This window comes from Brevibacillus reuszeri, assembly GCF_001187725.1.
Taxonomy (GTDB): Bacteria; Bacillota; Bacilli; order Brevibacillales; family Brevibacillaceae; genus Brevibacillus; species Brevibacillus reuszeri.
The window spans coordinates 834,555-850,137 of sequence record NZ_LGIQ01000011.1; the positions used below are offsets into that span (position 1 = coordinate 834,555).

Sequence of the window (15,583 nt, forward strand, 5' to 3'; positions counted from 1 at the left end):
TAAATGTATAAATCCGGCATCACTGAGGGTTTTAAAAAAAGCGGAGGTTGGCGTGCTGTTGTGGTGGGGAGGAAAAAGGAGAAAACGCTCCAGCTTCTTGGGTACCTTACTTGGGGGTCATTCCTGTACGGCTACATGCAAAAAGAGAAACCGCGTCCAAAGTGGCTGGTTCGGGATGTTCCTCAGGGGTGGACGCTTATGATACGCACCAAAAGCAACGTGCAGAATTACCTGAATAATGCGATGCATCTCTTAACGGAGTTAATTGAAAATGAAGAGTGGCATAATGCACGTGCTTGGGTAAACAAAATACCATTTGACTCCATTGAGAGTGATGAGTATCGTGGAACCTACCTTTGGGCCAAGGCAAAGTGTCTTGATTTTCTTGGAGAACATAGACATAACATTGAGCTGATGTATCTCCAAAGCATCAAGCTTCACCGTAATAATCCGGATCCTTTCCCGCTTATTCGCTCATTGGTATCCCTTAGCTCCTATTATTGTTACCAGGGAAAAGCAAAACGAGCGAGACCTTTATTGAATGAGTCATTGAAGCTCGTCACACAGTACGAAATAAGCGGTAACATAGACATCTCCGTTTTGTATGCTTTTGGTATCATGTACGGCCGGCTCCATCAGCATCATATCGCCTTACAATATTTCAATGACATCGAGCGACTCAGCTCAAAGGAAAATCACCATAAACTCATTTGAATTGAGAAAACGTAAGGCAGCTTCACCAAACCGTCTTAGCATTCTTTCACACCCCTCTTTTCATTTACAATTTGTTCTCCAGCTCATAACTTCTTTTTTCAGCTGACCATTTTCCTAAATTCCGAGAACGCAAAATAACCCAGATAGAGAAGACAAGACGAAATAAACCATCTCATCAACCCATCTGGGTCATAACCATGTTTCCGAAAGCTTTCGGATCGCTTATTTTCAATAAAAATAGAAGGAAAATAGTGAACACACTTTTATTCTATCATGCTCAACTTTTCGTGGCAAAAATCATTTTATGAAATAACTGAACGTCGATGATAAAGTACTACACTCCTGTTATCCATAAAATCAAAGAGATACCCAACTATTATCGGATATCTTTTTCTTATCTATTCTTTTTCCCAGGTTGCCCCTATAGAGGTAGGCATCTCATTGCTTAATATTATCAACAAAATAGATCGCATCTTTATTAGTTAGAACTAATCGATGCAGAAGTTCAAGCTTTTCCGTGTCTCTAACATAAATAACAGCATTCTTTCCATCGCTGGATCTAGTAAAAACTTCTCCAGAGGTATAGTCAACATTAAGAATATCCTCGTCAGTCCCTTTGCTTATGATTTCAAAGGAAGGTCCGGTGTTGTCAAAAGAAATCTCTGCGATCATATTTGTTTTTGAATCGGCTTTTATCTCTAGATCCACAAGGATTCGTTTCGGATCAAGCATTACATTCTTTTGATATTTCACTTCTTTGATGTTATTCGAAATTGACGTTAGATTAATTGGGTACGTATTAATCTTCAAATTACTATCTATATCAACGATATCGCCATTTTTCATAAATAAGTAGAGTTTTTGATCTTCACTTGTGTAGGTGAAGTAAGCAGGTGTGTTCTCCATCTTGATTTCTTCTAGGAATTCGAAGTCTCGATTATATTTTTTTACTATACTGCTATTCCCGTCTTTAGCCCCTAGAACAATGACAAAATTATCTAGGGTCGTTAACGTATGTGCACTATAACCGTCTCCAATGCTCATGCATTTATTCTTTTTAATGTCACAGATCTCATTATTATCGTTTTTATCCAATGTGGTGATGATGTATTCGGATTGTTCGTCCTTGTAATATTTCTCAATATATTTATTTTGGTTTGTATCGATTAAGGAGATCTTTCGTGTTTCCGGATTGTACTCCATTACCTTAAAGTCATTGGAATAAGCACCGCTTGTAAAATAGTAATTGTTCAGATTGTAAAAGACGTCCGATGGCGCAAAATGATCATCTTTAATCGTTAGCTTATGTTTGACTTCCCCTTTTGCATCTACTTCCAAGATGTACCCTTCATCCTCAAAAGGCGACATGAAATGAAATAATAAGTACTCCCCTTTATTCTAAGGAGAAAACGAGGCTACGTCATCAATTTGTTGACTCGGTGTACATCCCCAAAGAAAAACTGATACCAGCAATAAATAAGCGAGAAAAACTCTCATTTCACTTCTCCTCTCTTCCTTACCTATTCTTTTGCAGATGATTCTTTTGGAATTGCACTTTCCTCCGTAGCTTTGACGAATACACCTTCACTTTTTTCAAATGCAATATGAACACTTGGATCAACGTCCTTGATCACGAAAAGCTTTGTCCCTTTCTTCAGGTAATTAGAGACAATAGTTGCTTGCGATGTTTGTTCGTCCCCTTCAAAATCGTATTTCTCTTCTACTGTTCCAATTTGTTCTCCGATATTTTCTTTCTCTACAAGTTCGACTTTGTTTTCATCAGTCTCAATTACATAGAGACGGTTTTCGACTTTCACATAAGGGTACGGCCAGCTTGCGTTTTCATTTGTTGTTTTTGGTGTATTTATCGATGGAGAGTTGTTGACACATGATGAAAACAGTAAAACGGTAAGAATCAATGTGACTGTGAGCAGTACTCTTCTCATTCTGAATCCTCCTTGCCTGTGAAAAAATAGAATGTGGATGTTTTTATGATAACACCCACACCTGCTTGGTAAATATATCTATTTACTTTCCTTGGCTAAATCAGCAATCGTATCTAATCCCGCGTCGATGACTTTTTGATTGATTTCCCCATCTACAAACGAGGAAATGGAAAAGTTGCTTAATTCAGCGTCAGGAGCTTTCATCAGTTTTCTATCACTTCCGGCTAACTCATATAATCCCTGCAGGCCTCCAGTAACCTGAAATTTCCCATTCCGTTCCGTGTTATCGTTGATTTTGCTTAAAAACATGAGATACGTCTTCGACTTATCTAACAATGGCAGGTCATCAATTACCTCTATTTTGCCGTCCTCTCGTATCGTCCGGCTTAACAGCCTTGCCAATTTCCTCTCGCGCTGTTTTTGACACCTGATCAAGGTCCGCGATCCGCCCTGCATCACGTTTTTGCGGGAAGGCGCTAGGGGTCATTCCGACCATTTTTTTGAACATCTTTCCCAAATAGGAACCATCGGCAAAGCCCGTCTGGTAAGTAATATCCTGCAGGCTGTCTGTTGTACTGAGCAATCTTCATTTCGCCTCGTCGATTCGTATGCGATTCAAATATTCGGCGAAGCTCCAGCCTGTTTCTCTGCGAAAGAGCGAGGAAAAATAGCTTGGATTAAACCCAGTCAGTCGTGCCATAAATGAACGTGTAACAGCCGCATCAAAGTGTTGATTAATATAAGTAAGTGCTTGTAGGATCGACGGCTCTTGGGTTATGTAACTGACACCGTAATGCTTACTGACAAAAATGCTCCGCAATAGCTCATCCAGCTTAAGGTTCAACCGTGCTGCAATCTGAACCCACGATGCCTGCTGTAGCTGTTCCAGCAAGCTCTCTAGCAATCCGCGGGCAGGGCGTGGGAATTCCATAACACTTCCCTGCTTTGGCAGATGCTCTTCACGTTTGTAATAGAGCAGACTATCCGGTGTCTTCTCGGTCAATTGGTAGCTATGGTAGCTAACCACGTAAACGGGAGCAAATTCGGTATTTTCCGCTGTTTCTATGCTCATGTTCTCTTCGGCATGCCGAAAACTGATAAACTGTCCCTTTTCTACCTGATATACAGCACTCGCAGTACGCAGGATAATCGCTTCCGTCGGCACAATAATAGCCGGATAGGAAATACGTAGTGCTGCTGGACTAAGCGTTCCCTGATCCGCCAAAAGCCGTGCATCCTGTAATTCGTAGATAATCGTATTCATGACGTCCTCCGTACGGGCTCATCTACCAAACTGGTGGAAAATATCTGCTCCATTATATACGATAATCATTCTCAATAGAATGAATAGAAGCAAGAGAGCTCTGCTCTGCCTCAGACGCTCGCTATGCAAAAAAAGGCAACCGCTTTTACAAGCGCTGCCCTTTTCCCTACTCTTTCCATATTCTATGATCCTCTTTCAAATAGCTCTGTCAGATGCTGGACCAGTATGCGCTCCATCTGCTTCCCGTCTAAACGCTTTGGATCAAGCAGGGCGTGTAGCGCCAAGCCATCGACGATTGCGTAGAGCTTTTCTGTCTCCAATTCCTTGTCCATTTTTTTCGGAAGAAGACCGACCTGTTCGGCGTAGTTCATCACCTTTTGTAATCCGGCATAAATCCCATCGTGCATCGCGTCAAATACGCCCTGCTTGTGTCTGAAGTAAGCGGTAAATGCGAACCACACTTCCGCTTCTGCCATCTTCTCCTGATTCGTCGGGACTAGCTCCAGCAAGAGCCTGATGATTTGTTCCTTTGGCGTAAATGGCTCCTGTGAAGCGATTTTTGCAATTCGTGCTGTTGCTCTTTCTTTGACGAGCGTCATCGCATAAATCAGCAGCTCATCTTGTGTTGCGAAGTAATGTCGCAGAGCACCGAGTGACAATCCTGCTTCTTTTGCAATGTTTCGTACCGTTGCTCCCTCCATTCCCCGCTCTAAAATGATGCGCCATGTCGCTTCTGCAATTTGCTCTCTTCTTTTTTCGTGATCGATCAGTTTTGGCATACCTGTATTTTATCAAGATCAATAGTCCCAGGCAACGAAATAATACAATTGTATTATTTAAAAACAGATGTTAAAATGTTTTTGCAATACAGTTGTACTACAAAATTTCGTATCCTGTTAAAGGAAGAGCGATCTCAAGAGGAGACATGTCAGGTCAACTACCCACCACCTACGCTAACGCTTAGAGGTGGGGGCTTGTAACTACCCAGAAGTACAATCGGTTCCTACGAACCTCCTTCCTTGGAGTGGTGTTACTATAGGCAGGTTGACAGCTACCCAACTACACAAGTCATGCTTGTGCAGTCACTTCAGCGATGTACTCCATCCCTTTTCGCTGAAGATTCATAGCACCAATGCGGTCATCACTTGACCTATATCCGCATGTTTTACAGCAGAATGTATGTTTTTTCTTATTGCGGTTGTCTTTCTCTGTATGCCCGCATTTCGGGCATACTTGAGAAGTATAGCGTGGGTCAACAGCAATCATCTTGGAGCCAGCCATAAGCGCTTTATATTCTAACATCTGACGTAATTGGTAGAATGCCCAAGAGACCGTTTCATAGCGATCTTTGATTTTCACACGCTCAGTAGCATGGCGAACACCTGTTAAGTCCTCCACTACAAACAGGGTATTTGCGCCATATCGTGTAACGAGTGCCTTTGATACCTGATGGTTTACATCAGTCATCCAACGGTTTTCTCGTTGTCCGATTCGTTTCAACTTTCTGCGGGCAGAAGCTGTACCCACTTCTTGCAGTTGCTTACGCATGTGTTTGTAGTTGGAACGCTTATCCTTGATTGATCTTCCATTGAAAAACAAGGACTTCCCTTGAGAATCGTAACTGACCGCAACAAAGTTGATGCCCATATCAATACCTGCTACCTGATTCATCGTATATTCTGATGCTTCTGGAATTTCTTTTGTCATCGGAATATGGAGAAAGAATTTCCCATACTTGTTGACAAGTTTTGCCGTACCAAAAGACCATGTTCCATCAAAGTATTGTTCCATGCCTTTCGTTTCAAATGGCACTTTCACTCGACCACTAAGCGTATTAATCGAAAAGAGTCCTTGCGTAAGAGAGTAGTCGCGGTTCCATACAAGATCGTATTCAGTTTTCTTGAACAGCACTTTTGTCCAGTCGTGACCGTTGCTTTTCAGGGATTGATAGCGAGCAATGACCGTTTTCATAACAGACTGAGCCATTTGAGAGCGTAACAGATAGACAGAACGCAAAATACCATAGGACTGTTTGTGTAATTTCGCTTGTGCTACCTGCTTCGTTTCGAACACAAGAGAAGAAACGTAATTACAGCCAGTACGGTAAGCATCAAGCGTGTTTCTCAATAAGGCAATTTGTTCAGATGTTGGATTGATCTTGATTTTCGCTGTCATTGTCATCTGCATGTATGGTCACCTCGCTTTCACTCATTAATTTTACCAAAGTATATTGTGAGAATTTATGTAAGAAAGGAGGAGCAGGAGGGGTCTCCTGCGCTAATAAAGATGAACTTTATTGCATGGATGATCGTTGCGTGCGAAATCGCCTTTTGGGTAGTCATTGGCTTAGGATTAGTCACGCGATATCTATTCAAACAGCAGAAGGCAGGGCTTTTTTTGCTGGCACTGACTCCCGTTGTCGATGTCATTCTGCTCGTCATCACCAGTGTGGACTTATATCGTGGAGCCATCGCTACCACTGCTCATGCGCTCGCAGCTGTTTATATCGGGATATCGATCGCTTTTGGGAAGAGCATGATTCAGTGGGCAGATGAAAAATTCCAGCACTACTTCTCCCAGGCATCTGTTGCAAAAACAAAACGCTACGGAATGGAGTATGCCAGACATTACGCCAAAAGCTGGTTCAAGCACCTTTTCGCTTTTGTCATTGGAGTAGGCATGCTTCTCGCCATGATTTATTTCGTCAATGACTCCGCTCGGACGGAAGCCTTGTCAGGCATCATGCAGCTTTGGACGGTGGTGCTCGGCATTGATCTTGTCATTGCTATCAGTTATTTTCTATGGCCAAGAAAAAGTAAAAGCACAAGCTCCTAGAAGAAAGCTCCCTTATTTTGCATAAATGCCAAGCACTGTGCCATAGTCATGGGTAATGGAGCTGTACGGCTGTTTATGGACAAGGGAGGTTGATCGAATGGCCCCTCAAGACAAGGGAAATCAAGTACCACAGCCAATGAGAAGTGACGGTACCGGGTGGGTAGACCTCGGGCCGCGAAATATCATGCTCGATCGGCAAAATCCGAATATGCTTGTTCCTCCCGTAACTGATTCGGGACTATTGCCGAATCTGAAGTTTTCGTTCTCGAATACAGCAATGACCCTCAATCATGGCGGCTGGTCCCGTGAAGTCACAGAACGGGAACTGCCGATTGCGACCACCATGGCAGGCGTAAACATGAGCTTGACGCCAGGTGGCGTACGGGAGCTGCACTGGCATCAACAGGCAGAGTGGTCCTACATGCTGCTTGGTCGGGCACGGATAACTTCTGTCGATCAGCGCGGGCGCAATTTTATCGCCGATATCGGTCCGGGGGATCTGTGGTATTTCCCCCCTGGCATCCCCCACTCGATTCAGGGGCTGGAGGAAGGCTGTGAATTTTTGCTGGTCTTTGATGATGGCAGCTTTTCCGATTTGAATACATTATCGATCTCGGATTGGTTTGCGCACACGCCCAAGGATGTGCTTTCTGCTAACTTCGGTGTGCCTGAGTCGACCTTTGACTGCATTCCTTCGAAACAAGTGTATATCTATCAGAGCGAAGTCCCGGGTCCGTTGGAGTTCGATGCTGTTGAGTCGCCTTATGGAACAGTCCCGCTCAGTTTTACCCATCACTTGCTCGCCCAAAAGCCGCTCATCACACCTGGGGGCAGCGTCCGTATTGTAGATTCCCGCAATTTTCCGATCTCGCAAACGATTGCAGCAGCCCTTGTTGAGATACATCCGGGTGCGATGCGAGAGCTGCATTGGCATCCAAACAACGATGAATGGCAGTATTACATTTCGGGGCAGGCGCGCATGACTGTTTTTGACGGCAACGGAACGGCTCGTACCTTTGACTATCGGGCTGGCGATGTCGGTTACGTACCTTTTGCAACAGGTCATTACATCCAAAATACAAGCAATCAGACTGTATGGTTTCTGGAAATGTTCAAAAGCAACCGCTTTGTCGATGTGTCTTTGAATCAATGGATGGCACTCACCCCACACGAGCTCGTTGCGTCAAATCTGAATGTAGGACCGGAGCTGATCGATGCTCTGCGCAAGCAAAAATGGCCCGTGGTCAAATATCCGGGCTATGGCTACGATCCGCCCAGTGAATGAACAGCATAAGAAAACCTCTATCGAGGCTTCCTCAAGGAGGAGCGACCGCGTTTTAGCGGAAAGTTTCCATGCGCTCCAGAATTCATAAGCGTCGCGCTTATAAATTCTTATACGTTGAAAAACTGTCCGCAAGCTGACGGACAGTTTTTTGCTACGTAGTCTCATTTTTTCAGACGATAAGGCACAGTCGCAATCTTGACGTCCTGCCTGGCAAACAGGTAGGCGCGCAGGAAAAAGCTTGTTTGGTTATGCAGCAGATTATGCCACCATCGCTTCGTAATAAACTGTGGAATCATGACTGTCACATGGTCCGTTTCTGCCTTTTTCCATTCGACCGTATCAATAAATTTAAATAGCGGCTTAATAATACTGCGGTAATGGGAGCGAAGAATTATCAACCGCACGCCTGGGTTCCACTGCTCCCACTTCTCCCCCATTTTCTTCTTCTCCTCCTCACTAAAGGCCACGTAGACAGCAACGATGTCATCTGACAAGGATTGGGCATAGCTAATCGTATTTTTCACAACCTGTGAGATGCCAGCCACTGGAATGACAATCACACTTCCTTTTGGCTGTGGTTTTTCTGTTGTGACATCCAGTCGTAGCTCTTCCGCCAAGTCTTTGTAATGCCCATTGATCTTGCGGAAAATGAAAATCACGATGGGAAGGAAGATGAAAATCGTCCATACATGAGTAAACTTTGTAATCAGGAAGATGAGACAAATGGTCAAGGTCGTAAGCATGCCAATCGTATTCAAGATAAAAGGAGTCAGCCATCCTGCTGGCTTATTGGTCACCCAACGCTTCATCATCCCTCCCTGTGACAACGTAAACGGAATGAACACGCCGAGCGCATATAACGGAATTAAATTTTCCGTTTCTCCTCCAAAGGAAATTACCAGAACAGAGGACAGCACGCCTAAAAAAATGATCCCGTTGGAAAAGCCAAGACGATCTCCACGAACCATGAACATATTAGGCATGAATCTGTCCTTTGCCAGCATAAAGGCAAGCAGTGGAAAGGCAGCAAACGCCGTATTGGCAGCGAGGAACAAGATTAAAGCCGTAACGGCCTGGATGAAGTAATAAATCACTCCCCTGCCGAACACAGCGGACGCGATTTGCGATACCACCGTTTCCTTCGGGTTTGGTGCGATTCCGTATGCATAAGCCAGCAAACTGATGCCTGTGAACATCACTCCGAGAATCAGTCCCATCATGATGAGCGTCAAAGCGGCATTTCTTGGCGCAGGATTTCTGAAATTGGGAATCGCATTCGATACGGCCTCTACTCCGGTTAACGCCGAGCACCCCGAACTAAATGCCCGCAACAGCAAAAATAACGTGATCCCTGGAACAGCTACACCATAAACGGGTGTTTGCGCATGTACATTACCGGCGATCCATTGAAATCCACCACCGATAATCAATAAAAAAATGGCGGCGACAAACAAATAGACCGGATACATTAGAATCGTTGCTGATTCGGTGATCCCTCGCAAATTTAACACGGTGACTGAGACAATCATGAGCAGAGCAATCAGCACACGATGATCATGCAGCACGGGAAAAGCGGAGGTAATGGCATCTGTTGCCGCTGACGTACTCACTGCAACGGTCAAAATATAATCCACGAGTAGTGAACCACCCGCTACCAGTCCGATCGAGGTCCCGAAATTGTCTTTTGCCACGATGTACGCCCCGCCACCTGCCGGATAGGCAAAAATCGTTTGACGGTACGACAAAATAAGGATCGTTAAAAGGCCAAGAACCGCCAGCGATATCGGGAGGGAATACCATAGGGCCACCGCTCCCATGGTGACCAGCACGAGCAAAATTTGTTCCGTTCCGTAGGCTACAGAAGACAGCGCATCAGATGACAGAACCGCTAGCGCCTTGAGCTTATTTAACTTTTCTTCCCCTAGCTCATTCGATTTCATCGGTCTGCCGATGATGACTCGTTTAAAACCCGGTATCATGCTCATTCTCCTTATGAACATTTTTACGTTAGCTTCCCCTTTTCTCCCATCAAATAACAAGCAGATTCGCTTGCTTGAACATGAATAGTCTCGTCTCCTTTTGGACAGTAACTAACATAAGTGATCGCACGCTACTGTCACTTACGAAAGGTGATGAACATCATGGTTGATCTCGGATTACTACTTATTCGTCTTGTCTTGGGTTTAAGCTTTGTCGGGCATGGGAGTCAAAAATTGTTCGGGTGGTTTGGTGGACATGGGATCAAGGGGACCGGTGGCTGGATGGAGTCAGTCGGGATTAAACCAGGTGTCCTCATGGCGACCATCGCGGGGATACTCGAATTTGTGGGCGGTCTTCTCTTTGCTTCGGGCTTGTTTTTCACACTTGGTGCAGCCATGATCGTGATCGCCATGCTCGGCGCCATGAAGGTACACCTGCCGAATGGTTATTGGATCGATAAAGGCGGTATTGAATATTTGGTCGTCATCATTGCGGTAGCCGTTGGTTTGGCTCTCATCGGACCAGGCGTGTATTCGCTGTAGGTTTTGCATACTTACCCTTCCACAAAAAAGAGGCTTGGTCTCTCAAAGACCCGAGCCTCTTTTTCATGATAAGCAGATTAACTGCTTTGTGTGATTTGATTCAAATGATTTTGCGGTGCTTCCATCCGCAGAATTCTCTCTATATTTTGCACGAAGAAACGGTACCTGGTTTCGTGAAACTTGGTTCCGTCAGGCATTCCTGCCGTATGCGGGGTTAAGACAACGTTTCTCAAAGTGCGCAGTTCACTGTCCAGCGAGAGAGGCTCAACCGTAAACACATCCAGACATGCTCCGCCAATTTCCTCATTTTTAAGGGCCTCTACCAGATCAGCTTCACAGATAATCGGGCCTCTTGCAGTATTTACTAGCAACGCATCGTTTTTCATTTTACGTAAAAACTCTTTATCCACTAAATTTCGCGTCGATTCATTGAGAAAAATATTGAGCGTAATCACATCAGATTGAGCGATTAACGTATCCAAATCAACCAGCTCGACGTCATTGCTTTGCAAGTTTTTATTGGTGTCATAAGCCAGCACCTTCATCTGAAAGGCTTTTGCGAGCTCTGCCACTCTCGATCCGATCGCACCAAAGCCGATGGTGCCAATTGTTTTTCCGCGAAGCTCGCCGCCCGTGTATGCCAGCTTCGTTTCGTCCTCTCCCTGCTTCATAAATCGATCCAGAAATGCGATGTTTTTGTAATAGCCGAGGATGAGAGCCATGATATGCTCGGCTACTGCATTGGCATTGACTCCGGCTGCATTGCTTACCCAAATCCCTTTTTTTGTACATGCCTCAATGTCCACATTGTCAAAGCCTGCTCCGGTTTGAACGAATCGCAGTTGCTCAGCTTTGCTCAGGAGCTCGTCATTTACTTCAATATGCTCGGGGATCAGCACATCTGCCTCGCTGATGAATTCCTCGATCCGCTCCGGCTCAATAATCGTAATCTGCCAATCCTGTGGAAATGATTGAATCACTCGTTCTTTCGAGGAATCGTTAAAGTATCCTGTAATCAACACGTTCATATAGACAAGCTCCTCTGTGCACAGTGTTTATGCATTTGCCCACGCTTCAAAGAAATGACGCTTGATATTTGCCAGTACCAGCTTGGGCGATTCATCTTCCAGACAGCCTACTTCAAATGTAATCACTGGCTTTCTCGTTGGCTTTGGACTTTTGAAAAAGTCAATTTCTCGTAAGGTGGTAATGAACTGTGTAAGCTCGACGACGCCTACCTCCGAATCCTTGACCCCAAACGGAATATGCTTATCACCGAAATAGCTGACTTGTCTGTCTTTCCTATAACTGTTGCCGATATGGATGTGCGTTAAGTAATCCTTGGCGAGCCACAGTGATTTACGTGGGTCCTCTCCCATCAGGGGGAGATGGCTTTGATCAAGCAGCAAACCAAAATGGCTGTATTCACTGCGAATCATTCTGGCTACGTTAACCGCTTCGTGAGTAGGTCCGAGCAAGTATTTGCGGTCAAGATGCCGATCCCCAATTTCGAGTGAAATACACAGCTCGTACGATTCCGCCCTCTCTCGCGCATACTTGCACAGCTCCATTGTCGAATCAATAAACGCCTGTATGCTCTGCTGCTTGCTTTCTTCTCCTTCGAACTTCCCAGTGACGATATGCATGATTTTAGCGCCCATCTCATAGCAATGGTCAATCAGCATGTAACATTTTTGGATCGATTCGTTGCGAATAGCCGGGTCCAGGGAGCTTAGATTGATCTGTAGTTCTCTAAAAGCGTCTCCACCGTTGAAAAGGATTTCCACACCGCTATACTGCATATACTTTCTCGCAAGCGTTCTTGCCTCTTCATCAGCGATATAGGATACCTCTACGGCAGTAAAGAAAGGGTCCTCTAGTATCGTGAGCAGGCTGGAAATCATCTGCTCGGGTCGGCTCTGTGGAAAAGGAAACAGCTTGGGAAGCACAATGCCGATACTCGCTGTTTTTTCTAGCTGATCCATCATACTATTTTGCCGGACACGATGAGCTCAGGCAGTTCCTTCACCGTGTCGATCACATGTGTATGATAATATTTGCCCCATACCTCGATAGGAGTTGAGCCTTGCATCACGCCGATGACCGCCTTGCATCCGGCATTGTAGCCTTCCAGCATGTCCGCAGGCGTGTCGCCGAGTTTAATCACCTGTCTTACGTTTTGCACATTCAAATATTCCATCGCTTTGAAGATCATAAATGGTGCCGGGCGTCCTTTGCCTTCTGGAACCATATCGAGGTCGACAGCATAATCAATCAAGCCATTCTTCACCCAACCAAGCGATTCCATGATGACATTGTTGATGTCCCTGTGAAAGCCTGTTCCTGTCGCTACCTTGATTCCATTTGCTTTGCACCATTGCAAAGTTTCGGTAGCACCTTCGATTTCTCGGCAATTTTCTTGATAGTACGCAATCATGTATTCCGTGTAACGCTCATACAGCTTAACGGCCTCATCATGGGTCGAAGCATCGATATCTACCTCGAAATTTTTGAAATCAATCATGTTTCCTTTTGTTCTGGCGATTAAAAATTGGTAGAGATGAATTTTGTTAGTTCCCATATGTGTGCTGATTTCATCTTTTGTTACGTTCAAACCGTATTCCACCGCAGCTTGGTGAAGACAATCCCTGACTCCGTTATTATCCTCAACAAGCGTTCCCGCCAGATCAAATACAGCCAATGCGATGTCGTTTTTCATTTTTATCTCTCCTATTCTTCTATGCTAGAATACCGCTGCAGCTATTGCTTCAGGGCCTTGTCGAGCTCGATTTGCGCTTTTCTCTTTGCTTCCTTCAACGCTTCTGCTGCTGGAATGTTTTCAATCAGCACCTTGTCTTTGGCCAGCTCGATCTCCGCATAAATTTTACCGCCTGTCGGATCTACAAAAGGCGCAATTCCATTCGTTTTTGCTTGTTCCAATGGTACTGACAAATACGGATTTTCCTTCAATTTATTTTGGTAAATATCTGTTTTCACTGCGCTGTCACGAATCGGTATATAACCCGTTTCGACAGCCCAGTAAGCTGTTTTTTCGGCTTCCGAGAAGAACTTCACGAATTCCCAGGCACCTTGCTGCTGTTCTTTTGGCGACGCCTTGAACAGGTTAAACATCACAGAAGTCGCTACAGGTCTAGGTTTTTTGCCATTGAAGCCTTTTTGCATTCCCGTTGCCACTTTGGAGAAATCCAGGTCTCCTCCGTCACCAGAAGAACCTGTATAGCCTGCAGATTTTCCATTCATGACGTTATCGATGGTTTTATACCACCATTCCCAGCCATTGCCGCCGTAGACGGTATCCATGGTCTTGTCCTCATGAATCGCTTTGCGTATCTTATCCCATGCGTAAACCCATTCTTCTGAGTCGATCGTAACGGTCTTCCCGTCTGCACTGACGATATCGCCTCCAGCAGAACGCGCGTAATCAATCATGTGCTCGGCGTACCACATGATGGACCAGCCACTGATTCCTTCTTTTTCTTTGATCAGCTTGGCTGCGTCCGCTAATTGCTCAAAGCTGGTCAGAGAATTGTAGTCAATGTTGTATTTATCAAAAATATCTTTGCGGTAGTACATCATTTGGGTAGCAACGTAGGCTGGTACACCCAGAGTCGCCTCATTGTATTTGCCTTGCTCCAATAGCAGCACATCTTCTTTTTTATACTCCGGCTGATTGATATACTCATCCAATGGCAGCAGGGCATCACTCTTGGCCAGCTTCATAAACTCAGGGTAGCCGTTAATCGACAATGCGGGTGGCTTGCCTGTCGCGAGCTGTGCTTGCAATGCCTGCAAGGTTTCGCTATAGGAGCCTTGAATGACAGGGACGACCTCATACTGTTGGTTTTGGTTATTAAAATCTTGAACGATTTTTTGCATCGTCTCCCCAAGCTTGCCGCCCAGACCATAGTAGAACTCCAGTTTGACTTTTTCTTTGGAAGCTGGTGCTGTACTCGTATTTGAACTCGTATTGTTTTCCGATGAGGCTTGATTGGAGCAACCGATTACCCCGGTCATGATAAGTGCAGAACACAGAATCGAAGAAATGATGCGTTTGGCGCTTCCTTTTCGCTTCTCCACAATGATGCCCTCCCGATAAGTAGCTATTTTGATCTCCCTTGCTTGAAAATTCATGCCTTCCAGCTAGTGCACATCACCACCTCATTATTTGTTCACATAGAGATTAGCCATGGAATGAATGATTCTTTTGCTGGCAATGGCAAGCAGAATGAGCATCGGCAGCAAGGAAATTGCACATGCCGCCATCGCTAGCGGAAAGTCCATTCCGTACCCTGCCTGGCTCATAAACAGCCTCCGCAGCCCGATGGTCACGAACATGTTTTCTTCTGACTTGATTAATAAGGATGGCCACATATAGTTGTTGTAGCTATAGATGAAGGTGATCAGCACCAGAGACGCAATTGCATTTTTGCAGTATGGAATATACACGGTAAAGATCAGCCTCAGATGACCAGCCCCATCCAGCTTTGCCGCATGAATCACATCTTTAGGCACCTGCACGAAGGATTGCCGCAGGAAAAAGATCGCAAAAATGCTGATAAATTCGCTGAGAATATAGCCCTTATGCGAATCCAGCAAATTTACCTTGGACAGAAGAATAAAGGAAGGGATATAGGTCACTGCAGATGGAAGCATGTACGTAGCGAGAATAAGTACGAAACAAAATTGCACCCATTTCTTTCGCATCGTCGTAAATACATAGGCTGCAAAAATCGCGGTAATGATTTGAAAAGCAATAATAATCAGGCTGACGTAAATGCTGTTCCATAAATACAGAAGCATCTTGGTATCTGTAAATACACGCAAATAATTCTCAAAGTGAAAGGCTGACGGCAAAATGGATCCGCTATAAATCTCATTTTTAGGCTTAATCGATATCAGGAACATCCAAATAAACGGAAACACCATCAATGCGCTGATGAGAGCCAGCATTGCATAGCGAATACCCGTTTTTACCTTTGCCAAGCTCAAAGCTCCC

At 44.8% G+C, this 15,583-nt stretch carries 17 protein-coding genes; 4 read left to right on the forward strand and 13 right to left on the reverse strand.

Going from position 1 to position 15,583, the window contains the following annotated elements:
• Positions 1 to 3: 3 nt before the first annotated feature.
• On the forward strand, positions 4 to 714 hold the full coding sequence (locus ADS79_RS35390) for a tetratricopeptide repeat protein (RefSeq protein WP_049741920.1): 711 nt from the start codon (positions 4 to 6) through the stop codon (positions 712 to 714).
• A gap of 438 nt (positions 715 to 1,152) precedes the next feature.
• Here the strand turns inward: ADS79_RS35390 and ADS79_RS28980 are convergent, their stop codons facing one another.
• The 7 genes from ADS79_RS28980 to ADS79_RS29010 all read right to left on the reverse strand — a co-directional run bounded on the left by ADS79_RS28980 (position 1,153) and on the right by ADS79_RS29010 (position 6,111).
• Positions 1,153 to 2,052 carry a hypothetical protein gene (locus ADS79_RS28980; RefSeq protein WP_141260929.1) on the reverse strand — a complete coding sequence of 300 codons (900 nt, stop codon included), beginning with the start codon at positions 2,050 to 2,052 and terminating at the stop codon, positions 1,153 to 1,155.
• Positions 2,053 to 2,234: 182 nt separating this feature from the next.
• Positions 2,235 to 2,660, reverse strand: a complete 426-nt coding sequence (locus ADS79_RS28985) for a hypothetical protein (RefSeq protein WP_049741922.1) — start codon at positions 2,658 to 2,660, stop codon at positions 2,235 to 2,237.
• A gap of 78 nt (positions 2,661 to 2,738) precedes the next feature.
• Entirely contained in the window at positions 2,739 to 2,969 is a 231-nt protein-coding gene (locus tag ADS79_RS28990; protein ID WP_049741923.1) for a hypothetical protein, read from the reverse strand.
• A gap of 37 nt (positions 2,970 to 3,006) precedes the next feature.
• Complete coding sequence (locus ADS79_RS28995) at positions 3,007 to 3,243, reverse strand: helix-turn-helix domain-containing protein (RefSeq protein ID WP_049741924.1); 237 nt, start codon at positions 3,241 to 3,243, stop codon at positions 3,007 to 3,009.
• Between the two features lie 3 nt (positions 3,244 to 3,246).
• Entirely contained in the window at positions 3,247 to 3,924 is a 678-nt protein-coding gene (locus ADS79_RS29000; RefSeq protein ID WP_049741925.1) for an AraC family transcriptional regulator, read from the reverse strand.
• Positions 3,925 to 4,106: 182 nt separating this feature from the next.
• A complete protein-coding gene (locus ADS79_RS29005; protein ID WP_049741926.1) occupies positions 4,107 to 4,703 on the reverse strand; it encodes a TetR/AcrR family transcriptional regulator in 597 nt (198 codons plus the stop codon).
• Between the two features lie 289 nt (positions 4,704 to 4,992).
• The gene (locus ADS79_RS29010) at positions 4,993 to 6,111 is read right to left on the reverse strand and encodes an RNA-guided endonuclease InsQ/TnpB family protein (protein ID WP_049741927.1); all 1,119 of its coding nucleotides are present in this window, start codon (positions 6,109 to 6,111) and stop codon (positions 4,993 to 4,995) included.
• A gap of 99 nt (positions 6,112 to 6,210) precedes the next feature.
• Between ADS79_RS29010 and ADS79_RS29015 the strand changes: the two genes are divergently transcribed.
• Together ADS79_RS29015 and ADS79_RS29020 are read left to right on the forward strand one after the other, a co-directional pair.
• Positions 6,211 to 6,759, forward strand: coding sequence for a hypothetical protein (locus ADS79_RS29015; RefSeq protein ID WP_049741928.1), 549 nt, complete (start codon positions 6,211 to 6,213; stop codon positions 6,757 to 6,759).
• A 97-nt stretch (positions 6,760 to 6,856) separates the two neighbouring features.
• The gene (locus tag ADS79_RS29020; protein ID WP_049741929.1) at positions 6,857 to 8,044 is read left to right on the forward strand and encodes an oxalate decarboxylase family bicupin; all 1,188 of its coding nucleotides are present in this window, start codon (positions 6,857 to 6,859) and stop codon (positions 8,042 to 8,044) included.
• 161 nt (positions 8,045 to 8,205) lie between these two features.
• Here ADS79_RS29020 and ADS79_RS29025 read toward each other — a convergent pair whose 3' ends face one another.
• The gene (locus ADS79_RS29025) at positions 8,206 to 10,023 is read right to left on the reverse strand and encodes an APC family permease (RefSeq protein ID WP_049741930.1); all 1,818 of its coding nucleotides are present in this window, start codon (positions 10,021 to 10,023) and stop codon (positions 8,206 to 8,208) included.
• A 162-nt stretch (positions 10,024 to 10,185) separates the two neighbouring features.
• Between ADS79_RS29025 and ADS79_RS29030 the strand changes: the two genes are divergently transcribed.
• Complete coding sequence (locus ADS79_RS29030) at positions 10,186 to 10,566, forward strand: DoxX family protein (RefSeq protein WP_049741931.1); 381 nt, start codon at positions 10,186 to 10,188, stop codon at positions 10,564 to 10,566.
• Between the two features lie 77 nt (positions 10,567 to 10,643).
• Here ADS79_RS29030 and ADS79_RS29035 read toward each other — a convergent pair whose 3' ends face one another.
• The 5 genes from ADS79_RS29035 to ADS79_RS29055 form a co-directional block, all read right to left on the reverse strand.
• Positions 10,644 to 11,594: an NAD(P)-dependent oxidoreductase gene (locus ADS79_RS29035; protein WP_049741932.1), complete on the reverse strand. Its 951-nt coding sequence runs from the start codon at positions 11,592 to 11,594 to the stop codon at positions 10,644 to 10,646.
• Between the two features lie 27 nt (positions 11,595 to 11,621).
• Entirely contained in the window at positions 11,622 to 12,554 is a 933-nt protein-coding gene (locus ADS79_RS29040; protein ID WP_049741933.1) for a sugar phosphate isomerase/epimerase family protein, read from the reverse strand.
• Positions 12,551 to 13,285 (reverse strand): HAD hydrolase-like protein, encoded by a 735-nt coding sequence (locus ADS79_RS29045; protein ID WP_049741934.1) that lies wholly within the window; start codon positions 13,283 to 13,285, stop codon positions 12,551 to 12,553. The genes ADS79_RS29040 and ADS79_RS29045 overlap by 4 nt, the downstream gene beginning before the upstream one ends.
• Before the next feature lie 41 nt (positions 13,286 to 13,326).
• On the reverse strand, positions 13,327 to 14,664 hold the full coding sequence (locus ADS79_RS29050; RefSeq protein ID WP_049742174.1) for an ABC transporter substrate-binding protein: 1,338 nt from the start codon (positions 14,662 to 14,664) through the stop codon (positions 13,327 to 13,329).
• Positions 14,665 to 14,748: 84 nt separating this feature from the next.
• Entirely contained in the window at positions 14,749 to 15,570 is an 822-nt protein-coding gene (locus ADS79_RS29055) for a carbohydrate ABC transporter permease (RefSeq protein WP_236700131.1), read from the reverse strand.
• Between the last annotated feature and the right edge of the window lie 13 nt (positions 15,571 to 15,583).

Coding starts and splice junctions, on each gene's coding strand:
- ADS79_RS28990 (WP_049741923.1), bottom strand. CDS start 2,969: ATGTTTTTAAGCAAAATCAACGATAACACGGAACGGAATGGGAAATTT.
- ADS79_RS29035 (WP_049741932.1), bottom strand. CDS start 11,594: ATGAACGTGTTGATTACAGGATACTTTAACGATTCCTCGAAAGAACGA.
- ADS79_RS29005 (WP_049741926.1), bottom strand. CDS start 4,703: ATGCCAAAACTGATCGATCACGAAAAAAGAAGAGAGCAAATTGCAGAA.
- ADS79_RS29000 (WP_049741925.1), bottom strand. CDS start 3,924: ATGAATACGATTATCTACGAATTACAGGATGCACGGCTTTTGGCGGAT.
- ADS79_RS29010 (WP_049741927.1), bottom strand. CDS start 6,111: ATGCAGATGACAATGACAGCGAAAATCAAGATCAATCCAACATCTGAA.
- ADS79_RS29030 (WP_049741931.1), top strand. CDS start 10,186: ATGGTTGATCTCGGATTACTACTTATTCGTCTTGTCTTGGGTTTAAGC.
- ADS79_RS35390 (WP_049741920.1), top strand. CDS start 4: ATGTATAAATCCGGCATCACTGAGGGTTTTAAAAAAAGCGGAGGTTGG.
- ADS79_RS28985 (WP_049741922.1), bottom strand. CDS start 2,660: ATGAGAAGAGTACTGCTCACAGTCACATTGATTCTTACCGTTTTACTG.
- ADS79_RS29025 (WP_049741930.1), bottom strand. CDS start 10,023: ATGATACCGGGTTTTAAACGAGTCATCATCGGCAGACCGATGAAATCG.
- ADS79_RS29040 (WP_049741933.1), bottom strand. CDS start 12,554: ATGATGGATCAGCTAGAAAAAACAGCGAGTATCGGCATTGTGCTTCCC.
- ADS79_RS29020 (WP_049741929.1), top strand. CDS start 6,857: ATGGCCCCTCAAGACAAGGGAAATCAAGTACCACAGCCAATGAGAAGT.
- ADS79_RS29015 (WP_049741928.1), top strand. CDS start 6,211: ATGAACTTTATTGCATGGATGATCGTTGCGTGCGAAATCGCCTTTTGG.
- ADS79_RS29045 (WP_049741934.1), bottom strand. CDS start 13,285: ATGAAAAACGACATCGCATTGGCTGTATTTGATCTGGCGGGAACGCTT.